At 32.8% G+C, this 15,683-nt stretch carries 18 protein-coding genes; 11 read left to right on the top strand and 7 right to left on the bottom strand.

Annotated elements, in window-relative coordinates; translation table 11 throughout:
• Positions 1–69 precede the first annotated feature (69 nt).
• Positions 70–630 carry a transglycosylase SLT domain-containing protein gene (locus V7056_RS16280; protein ID WP_499703473.1) on the bottom strand — a complete coding sequence of 187 codons (561 nt, stop codon included), beginning with the start codon at positions 628–630 and terminating at the stop codon, positions 70–72.
• Positions 631–1,069: 439 nt separating this feature from the next.
• Here V7056_RS16280 and V7056_RS16275 point away from each other — a divergent pair, with 439 nt between their 5' ends.
• The 3 genes from V7056_RS16275 to V7056_RS16265 all read left to right on the top strand — a co-directional run bounded on the left by V7056_RS16275 (position 1,070) and on the right by V7056_RS16265 (position 4,227).
• On the top strand, positions 1,070–1,579 hold the full coding sequence (locus tag V7056_RS16275; protein ID WP_499703472.1) for an AAA family ATPase: 510 nt from the start codon (positions 1,070–1,072) through the stop codon (positions 1,577–1,579).
• Between the two features lie 259 nt (positions 1,580–1,838).
• Positions 1,839–2,564 carry an alpha/beta fold hydrolase gene (locus V7056_RS16270; RefSeq protein WP_499703471.1) on the top strand — a complete coding sequence of 242 codons (726 nt, stop codon included), beginning with the start codon at positions 1,839–1,841 and terminating at the stop codon, positions 2,562–2,564.
• 565 nt (positions 2,565–3,129) lie between these two features.
• Positions 3,130–4,227 (top strand): L-dopachrome tautomerase-related protein, encoded by a 1,098-nt coding sequence (locus V7056_RS16265; protein WP_499703470.1) that lies wholly within the window; start codon positions 3,130–3,132, stop codon positions 4,225–4,227.
• Positions 4,228–4,381: 154 nt separating this feature from the next.
• Here V7056_RS16265 and V7056_RS16260 read toward each other — a convergent pair whose 3' ends face one another.
• From V7056_RS16260 to V7056_RS16240, 5 genes are read right to left on the bottom strand one after another with little or no spacing between them, the layout of a single operon-like run.
• The gene (locus V7056_RS16260; protein ID WP_499703469.1) at positions 4,382–4,681 is read right to left on the bottom strand and encodes a spore coat protein; all 300 of its coding nucleotides are present in this window, start codon (positions 4,679–4,681) and stop codon (positions 4,382–4,384) included.
• Positions 4,682–4,699: 18 nt separating this feature from the next.
• Positions 4,700–4,894 (bottom strand): hypothetical protein, encoded by a 195-nt coding sequence (locus tag V7056_RS16255; protein WP_499703468.1) that lies wholly within the window; start codon positions 4,892–4,894, stop codon positions 4,700–4,702.
• Between the two features lie 17 nt (positions 4,895–4,911).
• Positions 4,912–6,048 (bottom strand): zinc-dependent alcohol dehydrogenase, encoded by a 1,137-nt coding sequence (locus tag V7056_RS16250; protein ID WP_499703467.1) that lies wholly within the window; start codon positions 6,046–6,048, stop codon positions 4,912–4,914.
• Between the two features lie 18 nt (positions 6,049–6,066).
• Positions 6,067–6,435 carry a spore coat protein gene (locus V7056_RS16245; protein ID WP_499703466.1) on the bottom strand — a complete coding sequence of 123 codons (369 nt, stop codon included), beginning with the start codon at positions 6,433–6,435 and terminating at the stop codon, positions 6,067–6,069.
• A 15-nt stretch (positions 6,436–6,450) separates the two neighbouring features.
• On the bottom strand, positions 6,451–6,696 hold the full coding sequence (locus V7056_RS16240; protein WP_499703465.1) for a spore gernimation protein GerQ: 246 nt from the start codon (positions 6,694–6,696) through the stop codon (positions 6,451–6,453).
• 851 nt (positions 6,697–7,547) lie between these two features.
• Between V7056_RS16240 and cidR the strand changes: the two genes are divergently transcribed.
• The 7 genes from cidR (at position 7,548) to V7056_RS16205 (ending at position 14,093) form a co-directional block, all read left to right on the top strand.
• Positions 7,548–8,444: a cidABC operon transcriptional activator CidR gene (gene cidR, locus V7056_RS16235; RefSeq protein WP_499703464.1), complete on the top strand. Its 897-nt coding sequence runs from the start codon at positions 7,548–7,550 to the stop codon at positions 8,442–8,444.
• 245 nt (positions 8,445–8,689) lie between these two features.
• Complete coding sequence (locus V7056_RS16230; RefSeq protein ID WP_499703463.1) at positions 8,690–9,208, top strand: acyl-CoA thioesterase; 519 nt, start codon at positions 8,690–8,692, stop codon at positions 9,206–9,208.
• A gap of 15 nt (positions 9,209–9,223) precedes the next feature.
• A complete protein-coding gene (locus tag V7056_RS16225; RefSeq protein WP_499703462.1) occupies positions 9,224–9,595 on the top strand; it encodes a hypothetical protein in 372 nt (123 codons plus the stop codon).
• A gap of 434 nt (positions 9,596–10,029) precedes the next feature.
• Positions 10,030–10,926: a LysR family transcriptional regulator gene (locus V7056_RS16220; protein WP_499703461.1), complete on the top strand. Its 897-nt coding sequence runs from the start codon at positions 10,030–10,032 to the stop codon at positions 10,924–10,926.
• Between the two features lie 223 nt (positions 10,927–11,149).
• Positions 11,150–11,488 (top strand): DUF5655 domain-containing protein, encoded by a 339-nt coding sequence (locus tag V7056_RS16215; protein ID WP_499703460.1) that lies wholly within the window; start codon positions 11,150–11,152, stop codon positions 11,486–11,488.
• A 441-nt stretch (positions 11,489–11,929) separates the two neighbouring features.
• Entirely contained in the window at positions 11,930–12,265 is a 336-nt protein-coding gene (locus V7056_RS16210; protein WP_499703459.1) for a hypothetical protein, read from the top strand.
• A gap of 364 nt (positions 12,266–12,629) precedes the next feature.
• Positions 12,630–14,093 (top strand): flavin monoamine oxidase family protein, encoded by a 1,464-nt coding sequence (locus V7056_RS16205; protein ID WP_499703458.1) that lies wholly within the window; start codon positions 12,630–12,632, stop codon positions 14,091–14,093.
• Positions 14,094–14,293: 200 nt separating this feature from the next.
• Here V7056_RS16205 and V7056_RS16200 read toward each other — a convergent pair whose 3' ends face one another.
• The gene (locus V7056_RS16200; RefSeq protein ID WP_499703457.1) at positions 14,294–14,536 is read right to left on the bottom strand and encodes a WGxxGxxG family protein; all 243 of its coding nucleotides are present in this window, start codon (positions 14,534–14,536) and stop codon (positions 14,294–14,296) included.
• A 196-nt stretch (positions 14,537–14,732) separates the two neighbouring features.
• Between V7056_RS16200 and V7056_RS16195 the strand changes: the two genes are divergently transcribed.
• Positions 14,733–15,245 carry a DUF3231 family protein gene (locus tag V7056_RS16195; protein WP_499703474.1) on the top strand — a complete coding sequence of 171 codons (513 nt, stop codon included), beginning with the start codon at positions 14,733–14,735 and terminating at the stop codon, positions 15,243–15,245.
• Positions 15,246–15,683 lie beyond the last annotated feature (438 nt).

Here is a 15,683-nt window from a genome sequence, read left to right as displayed (position 1 = left end):
TAGACAAGGTGCAATTCAGATGAATTGCACCTTGTCTATTATTATTGAACTTAACTTTCGAGTATGATCTTAGAACCATGAATTTACGACTTTTAACGCTTTATTATACTTAGCGATATATGACGTAGCTTTTCCTGTTCGTTCATAACCACCAACACCTTTATTGTAAGCACTTAAAATGGCTTCTGTTAATTTTACGCCACGATATCCTTTTGCTTTATACTTCTTTTGTAAAGAAGAAAGCATATATGTACCCCATTTGATATTAATGTAAGGATCTGTTGGTTTGTTTGCAGTGTGTAGAGTTTTGGCCAGACTTTTATGGTTTACTTTTGCAATTTGGAAGTAACCGTAGCTTTCATTATTTCGAGCGTTTGCATGAAAATTACTTTCTATTTTAATGATTGCAAGTGCCGATCGATATGATAACCCACGTTGTTTACACAGATTATATAAATACTCTTGGTGAGCTTTTGGTAATGGCACTTTCGAATTATATTTAAATGCTGTATTAGTATTTGCTGATACATGTAATGTAGAAAATGAAGTGAGACTTAAAATTAGTAAACATACTGTAAGGAACCCCTTTATGATAGTGGTAAAAGGGAAATTTATGTAGGTTCTGTTCATGATGGTTCCTTTCTATTCTGCTTTTATTTAACTTTTATTCAATTTATCACATTTAACTTTGATATGGATCAATAACATCATCTATTTATGGCTTTGTAATGAAAATATCATCTTGCAATATTTTTGTAATAAAACAAATAGAATTAATAGATTTTGACAAAATTAAGCTAAATGTTGGCAGAACACTATAAAATATATGAATGTATCTAGCAAAGATTTTACAACGGGATAATTTATATTTTTGATATGATATAGTAAGTTTTCTTTATTGAACAAACTGGCGCGTTAGTTGAACAAAAAGGAGTCGATGATGATCGACTCTTTTTAACTATTTAGCAGGTTTCTGTAATAAGAGGAATTAGTAGTTTCTTACCGAAATTAAGAAATATGATTACTTTTAAAAGAAGTTTGCTTATTCATTTGAATGGAGGGTCTAGCCTTGGGCATTAGGAATTATCTGATTGAAGGCGTTTCCTGCACCGGCAAAACATCGGTCTGCAATGAATTGCAGCGGCGCGGCTACCACTCCATTCATGGTGACCGTGAATTGGCTTATCAAGGCGATCCGGAAACTGGTACACCGACCGGTGGCGGCACGCACGAGCACCACATTTGGCATGTAGATAAAGTAAAAGCTTTGGTCGCTAACCAGGAAGAGGCGGTAACATTTTTCTGTGGTGGTTCTAGGAACTTTTCGAAATTTATAGATCTATTTGACGGCGTGTTTGTCCTCGAGGTCGACCTCGACACATTGAACCGACGGCTTGACGAGCGACCAGAAAATGAGTGGGGCGGAAAGAAATCGGAACGGGAACTCATTGTGCGATTGCACCAAACGAAAGAAGACATTCCGAAAAATGGTATTATAATCGACGCCACCGCACCGATAGAGCACGTCGTTGACGAGATCGTTAGTCATTGCGAAGGAAATAAACGCCAACGACTGTAACTTAAGGTTGCTCGCGGAGGCGTTAATTTAAAATAAGAAAGTATATAATTTTTGGCACTATTGCTTACATTACTTGTGATCATGTTGAAAGTTTAATAATTTACTTATGCAACTAACTAGCGCGTTAGTTAAACAGTGGTGGACACTTCGGTGGTCTTTATTTATTAAAGTTAATGAGGGATTGTTGAAGAAGGAATGTTAATTTTGTTAAATTTTAACTAATGAAAGTTGTTTAATTGAGAGGAATGGAATGGATTAAATGAATAAAGAAATGGTTGTGCAAATAAGTGTTTGTAAACTATATGCTAAATTGATGGGAGAAAATAATGGAAATCCGACAGTAGTTATGGACGCTGGGTACGGTGATTTTTCCAAAGCTTGGGAATCAGTAATTGGAGATGTTTCAAAGTTCACTAATGTGTTAGTTTATGATAGAGCAGGACTTGGGAAAAGTGAAGCAAGTTCTAATCCCAGAACCAGTGAAGAGATGGTTAAGGAATTGAAGGAACTTCTTATTGAAGCCAAGATAGAACCTCCATACATATTAGTGGGGCACTCATTTGGTGGAGTTAATATGAGGATGTATGCTACTAAATATCAAAATGAAGTTTGTGGACTTATCTTGATTGACTCTACCCCTGAAGATTACAGAGAAAGATTTCTTCCAATGATGTCACAAGATTTTCAAAAAGCATACAATAATCAATTCATTTCCGAAGGGAATTTGGAAGAATTTATAGAGAGTCTAATGCAGTTAAAAGAAACAAGAAAAAAATTAAAAGTTCCATTAATTGTTCTTTCAGCTGGTAAGAAAGCTCATTATTCGAAGGAATCACAAGAGTTATGGAATAAGATGCAGAAAGAAATTCTTGGAATTTCCACAAATGGTGAAATGGAAATTGTTAAAAAAAGTTCACATTATATACAAAATGATGATTCAGAAGTGGTAGTCAGTGCTATAAAAAGGTTGATTGACAGAATTTAAGATTAGATAGTGATGAATTTTACTTCAACTATCGAGAGCGTTAGTTGAACAAATTGTAGGGGCCAATTAGGCTCCTATTTTCTTATTTGTCAGTTGAATAGGAAAAGGACTAATAACTTTAATATAAAATAAATAATATTAGTTAAATCATTTGTGAAATATTGGGAATTGAAAAGAAATAGTCAAAGGGGATAAAATAAAATTTTTACTTATTAGCTCAATTTTCATTCCTATTGTTATTATAATAACAAATTCGAAATTGCAAAATATTAGTGTTTGGATACTTTTTTTGCTATTTGTAGAAAGTTCTGTCTATTCCATTTGGGATATGTTGAAAAAAGAAAAAATACGTTAGTGAAATTTGAAATTGAAACTAGTTAAGATATTGCTATCCCAGATAATTTAAACACCATAAGTTTTAAGGCATTTCAAACCGCCGTTATTAAAAATAAACGTCGCAATATCTCACTTTATGAAGAGCGCATTTTATTACAAGAAACATGCACTAGAAAAAATATAAATCATATATAGGAGATATCCCGTTTGAATAATAGAGGAGGATATTATGAAACCTATGTTGCCTAGTGAAAAATATTTCGGTAATTTAGAACTAGTTTATGAATTTTATGGGGCTATGCCTACAGGTGTTACTGTTTCAGAAACCGGTCGTATTTTCATTTGCATTCCGAAATGGGGAGACGATGTTAAATTTACGGTGGGGGAAATTGTTGGGGATAAATTGCTGCCTTATCCTAATTTACAAACCAATTTGGTTAACCCCGAGAATATCAAAATGACTTTCATCAGTGTCCAAAGTGTAGTTGCTGATGGAAGGGGAACGCTTTGGGTATTAGATACAGCGGCACCAAATTTTTCTGAACCTATTATAGGTGGGGCAAAATTAGTTGCTGTTGATTTAAAAACCAATACAATTAGAAGCATATATACCTTTACAGAAGATGTTGTCCTGCCAACAACTTACCTGAATGATGTCCGATTTGATTTTCGTGTTGGAAACGCAGGTTATGCTTATATAACGGATTCTTCTTCCAAAGGACCAGGAGCTATTATCGTCGTAGATTTAGAAAATGGAAACGCGTTTAGACGATTAAATGGAGCAAATTCAACTTCACCCGATCCCTATTTGTTACCGAAAGTAGAAGGTCAAATTTTAATGAATCGAAACAAAGATGGTTCAACTTCTCCATTTAGATTGGCGTCTGATAGTCTTGCGATTTCTCCCAATGGAAAGATATTATTTTTTGCTCCACTAACCAGTCGTCATTTGTTCTCGATCTCAACAGAAGCCCTGAGAGACAGAACGATACCGGACATGGATTTACCTTATCATGTGAAGTATTGGGGAGAAAAAGGTGCGTCTGATGGAATGATCACAGATGCAAAGGGTACTGTTTATGCTGGAGATTATGAAAACAACAGTATCCGTAAGATATTGCCAAATGGCATAATGGAAACTATCGCACATGATCCGAGAATTTTGTGGCCAGATACTTTTTCAATTGGTCCGGATCAATATTTGTATGTCATTGTGAATCAATTACATCGACAGCCTAGATTTCATTATGGAAAAGACTTACGACAGAAACCTTATAGTTTACTTCGTATCAAAATTGGTGAATTTCCTGCTTCGACCTTTTCGTAATAAAAATAGTCAATTTATTGTTTTCATTATATAGTGTAAAACAAACACGTGTAAGCAAGAAGAATTAACTTTATTTACTTCTGCCAAATAAACTAAAAAATGGTTTAATAGGAACAGTTTATTTGGTGAGTGTTAAACTGTTCCTGGAAATTTTTTATAATGTAGGTAAGTTCAATGCTGTATTGATATTATTTAAATCCAAACTGATCTGTTCGTTTGTATCCCAAGCATGGTACCATCCTTTTTCTGCCATATATGTGGATATTTGTTCATGCATATCAAGAGCTTCCACTAAATGGCGAGTGAGCATTTCTTTAATTTCCGGTGTTCCTGCCTCTGTAACTGCCATGGCATAATTTCTAATTCCACTTTTAGCTGAAATGAGTAGATCCATTGCAACCACTTGATCTGATAGTGCGTTCATGCCAGTTAAAGTTTCAATGATTGGATTCATGTTTATTCATCTCCTAATTTACTGCTTAGCGTTGGAAAGGATAGAAGCATATTCTTGTAATTGTCTCGTAGATATATCAATGTCTTGTTGCATGATATCTTTTAATAGCTGATCCGTAACTAACACTTTCATCGTTTTAGATTTAGTTAAACAATTGGTCTTAAATGCAGCAATCTCATGAACCTCAAGAACTTCATGTAAGGCGTAGTTCATTTTTTATACCTCCTTCCTCAAGGTTTCAACAGGACTTTTATACAATTATCCATTTTTGTGTCAAAAATTTCATAGCCACGCTTTGCTTCACTAAGTGGAAGTACATGACTTACGACATCTCCTGGGTCAATTTTCCCGGTCGACACTAATTCAAACATATATGGCATATAATGAATCACAGGTGCTTGTCCAGATCGAATATTGACGTTTCGGTTCATAATATCTCCCATTGGGAATCCATTATATCTGCCACCGTAAACACCGGTAACTTGAATTGTCCCACCTTTACGCACTGCTTGTGAAGCCGTGATAAACGCACCGAATGATCCGCCATGAAGTTTCATTCCGCTCGCCAAGAACTCTAAATCAGTCATTTTACCGTCCATTCCAACTGCATCAATGACAACATCAGCGCCGCCCTTCGTTATTTCTTTCAAATGCATTCCCACATTTTCAAAGTGTTCGAAATTTACAATTTCAACTTTGTTGGTACGTTTGGCGTGTTGCAAACGATAGTCTATATAATCTACAGCAATGACACGCTTTGCTCCTTTTAGCCAACAAAATTTTTGAGCAAAAAGACCAACCGGACCACAGCCAAGTACAATAACTGTATCTCCACCCTTTACGCCTGCATTGTCAACACTCCAAAAACCAGTAGTCATCGCATCGGCAATAACTGCTAACTTTTCATCTGGTTCTTCACAAGTCTCTGGAATTTTGAAATGAGTAAAGTTGGCAAATGGCACTCTTAAATATTCGGCTTGCCCACCTGGATAGCCACCCGTTGTACCAGAATATCCGAAATAGGCACCCATATCACCATTATCATTAGAATTATCACATTGGCTTTCCAAATTTGTTTTACAATACTGGCATTCACCGCATGCTATATTAAAAGGGATAATTACTCGATCTCCCTTTTTTAGTTTAGTCACACCTGGACCAACTTCTTCTACGATTCCCATTGGTTCATGGCCAATAATATAGTTTTCCTGCAGGTTAGGAATCATGCCATGAATTAAATGTAGATCAGAACCACAAATAGCTGTACTCGTTACTTTAATAATCATGTCATCTGGTTTTTCAATCCTTGGATCTGGAACTTCTTTGACTTCAACATTTTTAATACCTTGATACGTTACTGCCTTCATTGGTTACAGCCTCCAGTGTTAGTGTTCATCAGGTGTCCGGTCAAACATGCCTTTTCTATTGTTCTCAACAGGAAATAGATTCATTTTGCCAATCATCAATGTATTGTTGGCAGAGAGTTGATCTAATTGATATTGTTCACTTAGTTCGTATGGATGAAACCATTTTTTACTAATCATTAGTTCTGTAATTTCTTGATGCATGGCAATCCCTTGCATTAATTGGTTTCTTAACAGCGTTCTAACATCAGGTGATGCTGACTCCGTTAATGCGACCGCAATATTGCGAACACCTTCTTTGGCACGAAGAAGTAAGTCCATCGCAAATGTAGTATCTGCTAGCTCTGGTACATGTAGCGAGTTTATAGGGTCTAAATAGTCATTATTCAATAAATTTACCTCCTTCTAATCTAGTATTGGTGTTGGCCGGTTTTGAGGAACAGGAGCTTCAAAAGGTGCACGTTGATAAATTGCCTGTAATTCTCCAAGCGCTAGCATGGATTGTTCAACATCTTTTTGCATTAATGCTCTCAAATCTTGATCAAATACCAGTCCTTGCATTAGTTTTGATTTCGCTAAGCAAAGGGTTTTAAAATTAATAACTTCATGTAGATCCAATGATTCATGATCGGCTAATTTTTGAATATCCATTTCTAATCACCTTCCTTTCTACGTAAATACAATGGTATTGTTCCAAGTAAGGGAGGAAACATTCTATAATTTTTTTAAAAGATAGTAAATTATATTTAATGGTTGGAATATACGGAAAGTGGAGAGAATTCATTTAGCACTAAGACGCTAATTCAGCAATACATTTTGGCGGTTTGGCTGAAACCGAGGCAGATGTGAAAATTGTGGTTACAATTGACAACTGACCGCGAGAAGAATGGCCCAATCTTAGGTTTAAATAATGGGCAACGCATAATGGGAAATTACTATGTGACGAATGCTTACCACCTGATCACAGATGGGCTTTCTAATGGAACTAACTCATGCGTTAGTTCAAGACCTACAGGAGTTCAGAACAATATTAAGTTAACCTTAAATAGGGGTGAGAAAGTGGAGAATATATCTTCATATCTCGGCTCTATTTTTTTATTATGGGTATAACACAATATGAATAATTTAATGATATTATTGAAGTACTAGTTATAAAGGAGAATGGTAATGTCATTTGATTTCTGAGAGTATAATGATTTGGGGTCTAGCGAGTGAAGAAGGTTGGGTTGTATGTGAGTCAAATGAATATGAAGACACTGATGTAAATGCCATTTTGGTCAGATGAAGCATATGCACGACAATGTGCAATTAATGAATGGTCCCCATAACAAACCACTCCATACCTTTAGATGTGTTTATGAGTAATTGGCTATATGGTTAAACCATTGGCTTCATTGCCTTCAATCGTAGTATAAAGGGCCATTTTATTAAAAAAGGATATACTTTTATCAAAATAGAGTTAAAGAAATTACCTAAATATAGTCACAAGCAGGTGTACAAAATTGGATATCAAACATTTACAATATTTTATTGAGGTGTCTAAATTTAATAGTTTTTCCCGAGCGGCAGACCATTTATTTATCACTCAACCGACAATTAGTAAAATGATTAAGAACCTTGAGACAGAGTTAGGAGTTGCTTTAATTGATCGCTCTAGTAAGCAATTAACATTGACCGATGCAGGGCAAATTATATTAGAGCAAGCAACATTAATTGACAAAGCATTTAATAATTTAAAAACGGAATTGGACAATCTTACAGGATTAAAAAAGGGACATATTCGTATTGGGTTGCCACCAATTTTTAATGCTCATTTTTTTCTAAAGATTGTTGGGAATTTTCATGAAAAGTATCCAGGGATTACGTTTCAATTAGTAGAAGATGGTTCAAAGAAAATAGAAGAAGATGTAGGCAACAAGTTACTTGATGTTGGTATCATTGTTCTTCCTACTAAAAACGACATTTTCGACCATTATTCCTTTATGGAAGAGGACCTAAAGCTTATCCTTCACCCATCACACCCATTAGCAATAAGAGATGAAGTTGAATTATCAGAATTAGCTAATGAATCTTTTATCTTGTTTAATAAGGACTTTGTTTTAAATGATCGAATTATACATTCTTGTAACAACGTAGGTTTTAATCCACACATAATATCTGAAAGTTCTCAGCAATCTTTTATTGAAGAAATGGTGGCTTCCAAACTTGGAATTTCACTTTTGCCTGAAAGTATTTGCCATAATTTAAACGAAAATGTTAAATCTGTTAAAGTAACTAATCCTTCTATTAGTTGGAACTTAGGAATTATTTGGGCCAATAATCAGTATTTCTCCTATGCTGCAAAAGAATGGTTGAAGTTCACGATCGAACAACTCAAAAAAGGAACTTTAAAAAACTAATTTATATGAGTCATACTCAAAAAGACGGTTCATTTTAATTGAACCGTCTTTTTTTCTAACTATTCAATTATTTACAAACGGCATAAATGAAAGCATTTACATAGATAAAAGTTATAATACTGATGAAAACTAACCATTTTACTTCCACTGCATCCAGACGTAAACTTTGTATATGGAACAACAACCTTTTAATGATGTGGAAGGTATTTTTACATTTAGATTCCAAACATGAAAGGACGAAAAAAATGGAAGCAAAAAAAGTGAAAGAAAGTCGTATTATTAATACCGCACAAGTATTATCATGCGATTTAAATAACTATAATACTCTGTTCGGTGGAGTTTTAATGAAAAAGCTTGATGACGCGGCAACTCTATCTGCCCGTAGACATTCTCGTGTTAAGGAATGCGTCACTGCTTCTACTGACCATATCGATTTCTTGTGCCCAATTCATCAAACTGACTCAGTCTGTGTCGAATCGTTTGTAACATATACAGGTAAAAGCTCGATGGAAATTTTTTGTAAAGTTATCGCAGAAGATATGATAAATGGTGAGCGACGAATTGCTGCTACTGCATTTCTGACTTTTGTAGCTTTAGATGAAAATAAACGACCGGTTGAAGTTCCAAGTATTATTCCAGTGACAGAAGAAGAAAAATTCCTCTACAAGACAGGTAAAGAAAGAGCAGAAATGCGTAAATTAAGAAGACAAAAAAGTAAAGAATTAGCTGAGTATATTTCTTTAGATAAACCTTGGGACAAATAAGAGGAGGAATAATTAATGATTACTTTATCTAGTATAGATGAATTAAAAACCACTAAAGAAACCCTTGAAAAATTAAAATTTGAATACCCTAACCTTTTTGAAAAACTATTATATATGGTTAATCTTACTCGTGCATTTCAATTTAAATATCATTTCCTAGGATGTTTAATTATGGATGAGGATCCTAGTCAATATACGCCAAAATTCGTGGAAGATTCAGTTCTAAAATTGTATAAAAAAGAATTAAAAAACTTATTAAATGATCCTGATTTCCAAGAATTGAAACGTGCTTTTTCTGAAAATAAAAATACAGGTTACTCAAAAATTAGCCTTTTAGCACTGGATATCAAACCTGAATCATTATTAGGTTCTTCCAGCATTAAATAAATTTAGACTTCTAAGCTTTTACAATCCAACTATTATGTTGTATTGTAAAATAAATTTTGCATCTCTCCTATTTAAAGAAGTAGGAATCATTTTCATGATTTTTGCTTCTTTTTTCTTGCTTAAATAATATGAAAATCGATTCAAGGCATCTTTGACTTACCTTCTTTTCTATCTAGAGTTTAAAAATGGACTTTATAGGCTTTTTTGAGTGTCTACTATAAAGGGATAATTATCATAAGGTATTCTATTGCACTAATGGTAGGATAGTTTAATAATGACTTTACAGTTTGGTGGTACTGCTTAGGAAATTAACCTACACCTACTATAGCTGCCCACCGATTCATTTTGAATTACATCACTTATTTTCCACTAGATTTATACAGTTTCAATTGAAAGAAAAAATAAGTGTGGAAACTATTATTCGAGGAGTATTTATGAATTTTGAGCAAATGGAATATATCGTGAAAGTTGCTAGCGAGAAATCTATAACTAAAGCTGCAGAAAAATTGCTTATTACAAGTTCAGGACTTAGTCAATCTATCTCCCAACTAGAGAATGAATTAGGAATAACAATTTTCAACCGATCAAGAAAAGGCACACTTCTAACAGAAGAAGGAAAGATTTTAACTAATAGAGCTAGTGAAGTCTTACAAATTATCAGTAAGTTAAATGAAGAGCTGTATGATTATAAAAATAACAAAAAGATTCATTTGAAAATAGTAGCTGCTCCTACTTTCGCATCTGTACTTCAAAGAGCATTGAACAGAATTAAAGTTGAGCATCCTAACGTAACAACTGATATCGAGGAAAAAGCTCCACCTCTAATAATGGAAACGATTAAACACACTGAATATGATTTTTGCTTTTTCCCTCAAGATTTAGAGATACTGAAGAGTGAAAAAAATATTAACCATGATTTAATTCGGACTGATCGTGTTCATATTATTGTAGGAAAACACTCCCATCTATATGATTTAGAGTACGTAACACAAGCTGATTTATTAAATTTGGATACCGCTTGCTATACAATCTATTCTGATTATTATTATTCTAAGTTGATTAAAGAAAATAAAAATAAAATCAAGGTAACTACAAACAGTATGAATATTCTTACAGAGGCTGTTAGAGAACATAATGTATTTGTATATTCTCATGAAACAGGAGCCAAATTTCATCCGGACATTCTCAGTGGAGTTTTATGTTCTATACCTTACAAAGAAAATAATGAATACGTTTTTAAAGATTTGTGGGTAATCTATCCAAAAAACAAAAAACTTACAAATATAAGCAAAAAATTTATCGAAATCGTTAAAGAAATAGCCACTCAATGATGAGTGGCTATTTTTGTTTAGGATTCCTTATTAGTCTACTATATACAATTCTTATTGAACTAACGAGAGCGTAGTTCAACAAGATCACAAGTCGCTAATGTGGCCTTTTTTCTTCAATTATTTGGCAGTTTAGTTAAACAAGAACATAGTAAAATGATGTAAAAAGAGGCAAAATAATGGTAATACCATCTAAAATATTATGTAGAAAGAAGGCGACGACAATATGTCAGAAGATGAATTATTCTCAAATAAAGCATCTAATGTTAATGAAATATATTCAAAAATACTCGATTTATTGAAAGAAATTGGACCATTTAAAATTGAGTTTAAAAAGACTTCTATTCATCTATTGAATAAATCTTCTTTTGGAGGAATACACCCAAAAAAGAAATGGCTAGATTTTAATTTAGTTACAAACCATCATATTGACCATGAGAAGATTAATAAAATTGAACAAGTTTCGAAAAATAGATTTCATAATAACTTTAGATTCCATAGTGTAGAAGACCTAAATCAAGAGTTTTTAGTTCTTTTAAAAGAATCATATCAATTAATGGGTTAATTAGAGAAAGTATATTTATTACAAATGAACAGCATCTACATAGGAATTATATCTGGTTTATTATTTGGTTTAATATATGTGCTAATAATGCTGTTGATGAAATTTGAAGATAAACGCATTGCTATGATTGCTTCATTTATTAATCGCTTTACGATTGGGTACTAATATCAGTAACTGTCCTCACTTTGTATGGTTGGACAAAAGGAATATTGATAGGGTTGTTAATTTGCCACCCAGAAGCACTGATTACAAAAGCCTATATACCAATCATTGGATTAGGAATAATCGGAGGAGCTATTATTGGATCCCTTTATCGGTTAAGGTGGTTGGAAGAGGAGTATCGGTAATCTTATGTAAATAACGAGCTCGTTAGTTAAAGAAGAAAGGTGGGCTGGTTATGAACTCATGGAAATATGAACAACAATCGAGTACTTTGAATTCTTGAATTTTCACGATTGTATCGTTGAAGAAATAAAGATTGAAAAAGAGATTGTCGCTAATGATTTTGAGAATATTTATATTTCTAATGAACATCCTCTTAACCCTTATAAAGTAGCAAAATCAACAGATAAATGTAGACTTACATTCAACAAAGTTGAAATGAGTAAAGCTATAATCTTTTTAGAAGATGATAAGCAAAGAGAAGTCCGACTTACGGACCTGGATGAAATGGAATTTTTAGAAGTAAAGCAACAGCCTGTTGATGAAGATTTCATATATGAAATGTTTGGTGCAGATTGGAAAATAATAAGAATGGTAAATAACTATAGAATATAAGTTAAAGACATAATTTATTATATTGAAAGTAGGGATTTATCTCTCTTAGCTATTCTAGTGTTTATTTTACTCGGTTCAATTGTTGCATTAATTGGTTTAGTTTTCTTTGTTGTTATGATGGTAGAAAATCAAAAAAGAATAAAGTTTTTAATTGAAAGGGAATTTTACTTATGTGAAATTCCTTTTTATTGTTTAACTAACTGGCACGTAGCTAAATAAGGATCGACTGCTTCGGCATTCTTTTTTGTTATGCAACTGTTAGGATAGTAAATATTCAAAAGAATAAATTTTTAAAATTCTACTTCTACTGGTAAACGAATATCATGATATGGATATTTATATATTGCAAGTTGAGGTGATGTCTATGATTCAAAAATTACTGCTTTCTATGGAGCATATGATTAACATTATTCATAATGGGTTACAAAAAACAACTTCACCAAAGGATGTAACCATTATAGGCGCAGGTATATCCGGCTTAGTTGCTGCTTCACTTTTAAAGGAAGCTGGACACCGGATTTCTATAATTGAAGCAAATAACAGAATTGGAGGAAGAATCTATACTAAAAGGGAACCATTTATTAATAATCAATATATAGATCTTGGTGCAATGCGCATACCTTCTATTCATCACCTAGTTTTGGAATATATAAAAAAATTCAATCTACAAGTGAATGAATTTATAAATAGTACACCAAATGATTTAATTTTCATTAACAATGTATTAACAAATGAAACAAATTATAAAGCAAATCCTAATCAATTAAACTTTAAACTCTCACCAAGTGAAAAAGGGAAAACTGCTACCGAATTACTATTATTAGCAGTTGGGCCAGTAATTGATTTTATTAATCAAGATCCGGAAAAAAATTGGGAAATCGTTATTAATTTGTATGATCATTATTCAATGGCTAACTTTTTAAAATATAACCCCGTAAGTGTATCTTTATCATCTGAAGCAATTGATATGATTGAAACGATGGTTGGAATAGAAGGATTTAGTGAACTTGCATTTACTGCTATATTAAGAGAAGTTTTAGTACTCTTAACAAAGGACCTTAAATTTTATGAAATTACAGGGGGAACAGATCATCTTATTAATGGATTTTTACCACAACTTAAAGACGATATTGTTTCAAATCAAAGAGTTAAAAAAATCATACAAGAAGAATCAAACGTAACAATATATACGGAAAATCAAATACTAAATACCGAGCATCAATTGACTAGCGATTTTGTTATTTCTACAATTCCTTATACATTACTGAATTTTGTAGATTTACTTCCCTTCGAGTCTGTTTCATATGAAAAGAGAAAAGTAATTAGAAAGATACATTATGCTAATTCAACTAAAATAGGTTTACAATTTAAAACGAGATTTTGGGAGAAATATGGACTTTATGGAGGTAAATTAACTACTGATCTCCCAATTAAGTTTTCTTATTTTCCTAGTCATGGTGCTGGAGCAATGAACAGTACTGGCATTATTTTAGCTAGTTACACATGGGAAGATGATTCTAGCATTTGGGATAATATGACACAACACGAACGTATTAAAATTGCTTTGAATGATCTTTCATATATATTTGGTAATCAAGTATTTTCGGAGTTTCTAATAGGGTTTTCACATAATTGGTCGGAATTTCCCTATTATGGGGGAGCTTTTGTTATGTTTAAACCTGACCAAGTAAAAGAATTAGGTCAATATATAAGTACACCAGAAGGTAGAATTCATTTCGCTGGATCACATTCATCTACAACTCCTGGTTGGATGCAAGGTGCGATTGAAGCAGGAATTAGAACAGCGTATGAAGTTAATAATAGATAACCTTAAATTAAATAAATTACTGAAATAGAAGATTTTCTTATGTAAGTAACGGACGCATTAGTTGTACAAAGTTTGACTACTTCGGTAGTCTTTTTTAGTACCATAAAGAGATCTTTCAGCAAGATTGATAAAAAAATCCTCTTTGATATTAATATCAAGAGGATTTTTAAGCAGGTCAATATCTATTTAAGCTATGTTTATTATTTTCGGTCGTCTCGGTCTCTTCTTCTTAGCCCTAGTAATCCAGCTAAACCTAGTAATCCGAGCCAACCCCAATCGTTATCGTCATCATCATTTACATCTGCTGCGTTAGTAACAGGAGTTGGATTATATCGATTATTCATATTATCGTTAGAATATCTGTTGTTTTCAGCAGAAGCATTATTAGTTAAAAATGAGAGCGATACTAATAAAGAGAAGAAAACTATACCCAATCTTTTCACTTAAATCACCACCTCTTTTAATTATGAACAATTATATTATGAGTATTTAAAGTGAAAAATATGATAGTAAATAATGTCAAATTATAAAAAACCACTTATGTATAAAACTTACTCTTTGATAAATAATATTTATTGTGACTGTTCCATGAAAAGGAGGAATAGTATGAATTTAATATCGAAGGGGACTAAGATTTTTATGGGAATTTTAAGTGGAAATCCTCAAAATGAGCCTTTACATTATGGCGAAGTATTTGGATTATGGAGTTCTTTATCAGTTGCAAAAGCTGCGTTAGATGGTTATCAAGTTTATATAAATCATACAGGTGATCAAGAGTTAAAAGCATTTTTAAAACAAGTAATTGAATCATCAATCAAACCATCAATAAAAGATTTAGAAGAAGTATTATTACATAATGATATTGCTGTACCACCTACCCCTGCAGAACGACCTGAAGCTGACCTTGAGCAGATTCCAGTAGGTGCAAGATTTCAAGATGCTCAAATAGCTTACATGGTAGCTGCTGATATTGCAGCAGGTGTTGTAGCAAGTAGTCAAGGAATGAGTCAATCAATTCGTGAAGATGTCGGTTTATTATTCGGTCAAATGGGTGCAAAAAAAGCAAAAGATGGTGCAGCATTATTACAAATCATGAAAAATAAGGGGTGGCTAGTTCCACCACCACTTCTTCATGAAACAAAACAACAATAATTAATGTTATAAATTTTGTAAAAAGTAGAAAACAGTTTTATATATCTGTTTTCTACTTTTTTGTTTTGTAACCTAAGCTTAGCGTTTGTCCATCGATGTTCAACTAACTGACGCTTTAGTTGAAGATCAAAAGCAGTCATTGGCTGCTTTTTTTTATGTATTTGGCAGATTAGTTTAAGTGAAAAGATCCCAAATAGGATCATATTTATATTTGTAAAACCTAAATAGATCCACGTTATTCTACTATCGGACAAATTTTAATCAAAGGAGAATGGTTTATTTAATCATTTATTATAAGTAATTAACACTTAACTCCCAGTTAATATAGATATATAATAGTTAATTCTGTTAAGAAGAGAGTTAGTTTTAAAAAATCTATCATTAATAGGACCATTTTAGGTCCTATTTTTAATAGTATTTACTATATAAATACTAAAG

The organism is Bacillus sp. JJ664, assembly GCF_036962205.1.
Classification (GTDB): domain Bacteria; phylum Bacillota; class Bacilli; order Bacillales; family Bacillaceae_G; genus Gottfriedia.
The sequence above is the reverse complement of the archived record's forward strand: the minus strand, read 5'-3'. Positions and strand labels throughout refer to the sequence as shown.

Coding starts and splice junctions, on each gene's coding strand:
- V7056_RS16205 (WP_499703458.1), top strand. CDS start 12,630: ATGATTCAAAAATTACTGCTTTCTATGGAGCATATGATTAACATTATT.
- V7056_RS16215 (WP_499703460.1), top strand. CDS start 11,150: ATGTCAGAAGATGAATTATTCTCAAATAAAGCATCTAATGTTAATGAA.
- V7056_RS16225 (WP_499703462.1), top strand. CDS start 9,224: ATGATTACTTTATCTAGTATAGATGAATTAAAAACCACTAAAGAAACC.
- V7056_RS16250 (WP_499703467.1), bottom strand. CDS start 6,048: ATGAAGGCAGTAACGTATCAAGGTATTAAAAATGTTGAAGTCAAAGAA.
- V7056_RS16265 (WP_499703470.1), top strand. CDS start 3,130: ATGAAACCTATGTTGCCTAGTGAAAAATATTTCGGTAATTTAGAACTA.
- V7056_RS16240 (WP_499703465.1), bottom strand. CDS start 6,696: ATGGATATTCAAAAATTAGCCGATCATGAATCATTGGATCTACATGAA.
- V7056_RS16280 (WP_499703473.1), bottom strand. CDS start 630: ATGAACAGAACCTACATAAATTTCCCTTTTACCACTATCATAAAGGGG.
- V7056_RS16230 (WP_499703463.1), top strand. CDS start 8,690: ATGGAAGCAAAAAAAGTGAAAGAAAGTCGTATTATTAATACCGCACAA.
- V7056_RS16260 (WP_499703469.1), bottom strand. CDS start 4,681: ATGAATCCAATCATTGAAACTTTAACTGGCATGAACGCACTATCAGAT.
- V7056_RS16270 (WP_499703471.1), top strand. CDS start 1,839: ATGAATAAAGAAATGGTTGTGCAAATAAGTGTTTGTAAACTATATGCT.
- V7056_RS16220 (WP_499703461.1), top strand. CDS start 10,030: ATGAATTTTGAGCAAATGGAATATATCGTGAAAGTTGCTAGCGAGAAA.
- V7056_RS16255 (WP_499703468.1), bottom strand. CDS start 4,894: ATGAACTACGCCTTACATGAAGTTCTTGAGGTTCATGAGATTGCTGCA.
- V7056_RS16195 (WP_499703474.1), top strand. CDS start 14,733: ATGGGAATTTTAAGTGGAAATCCTCAAAATGAGCCTTTACATTATGGC.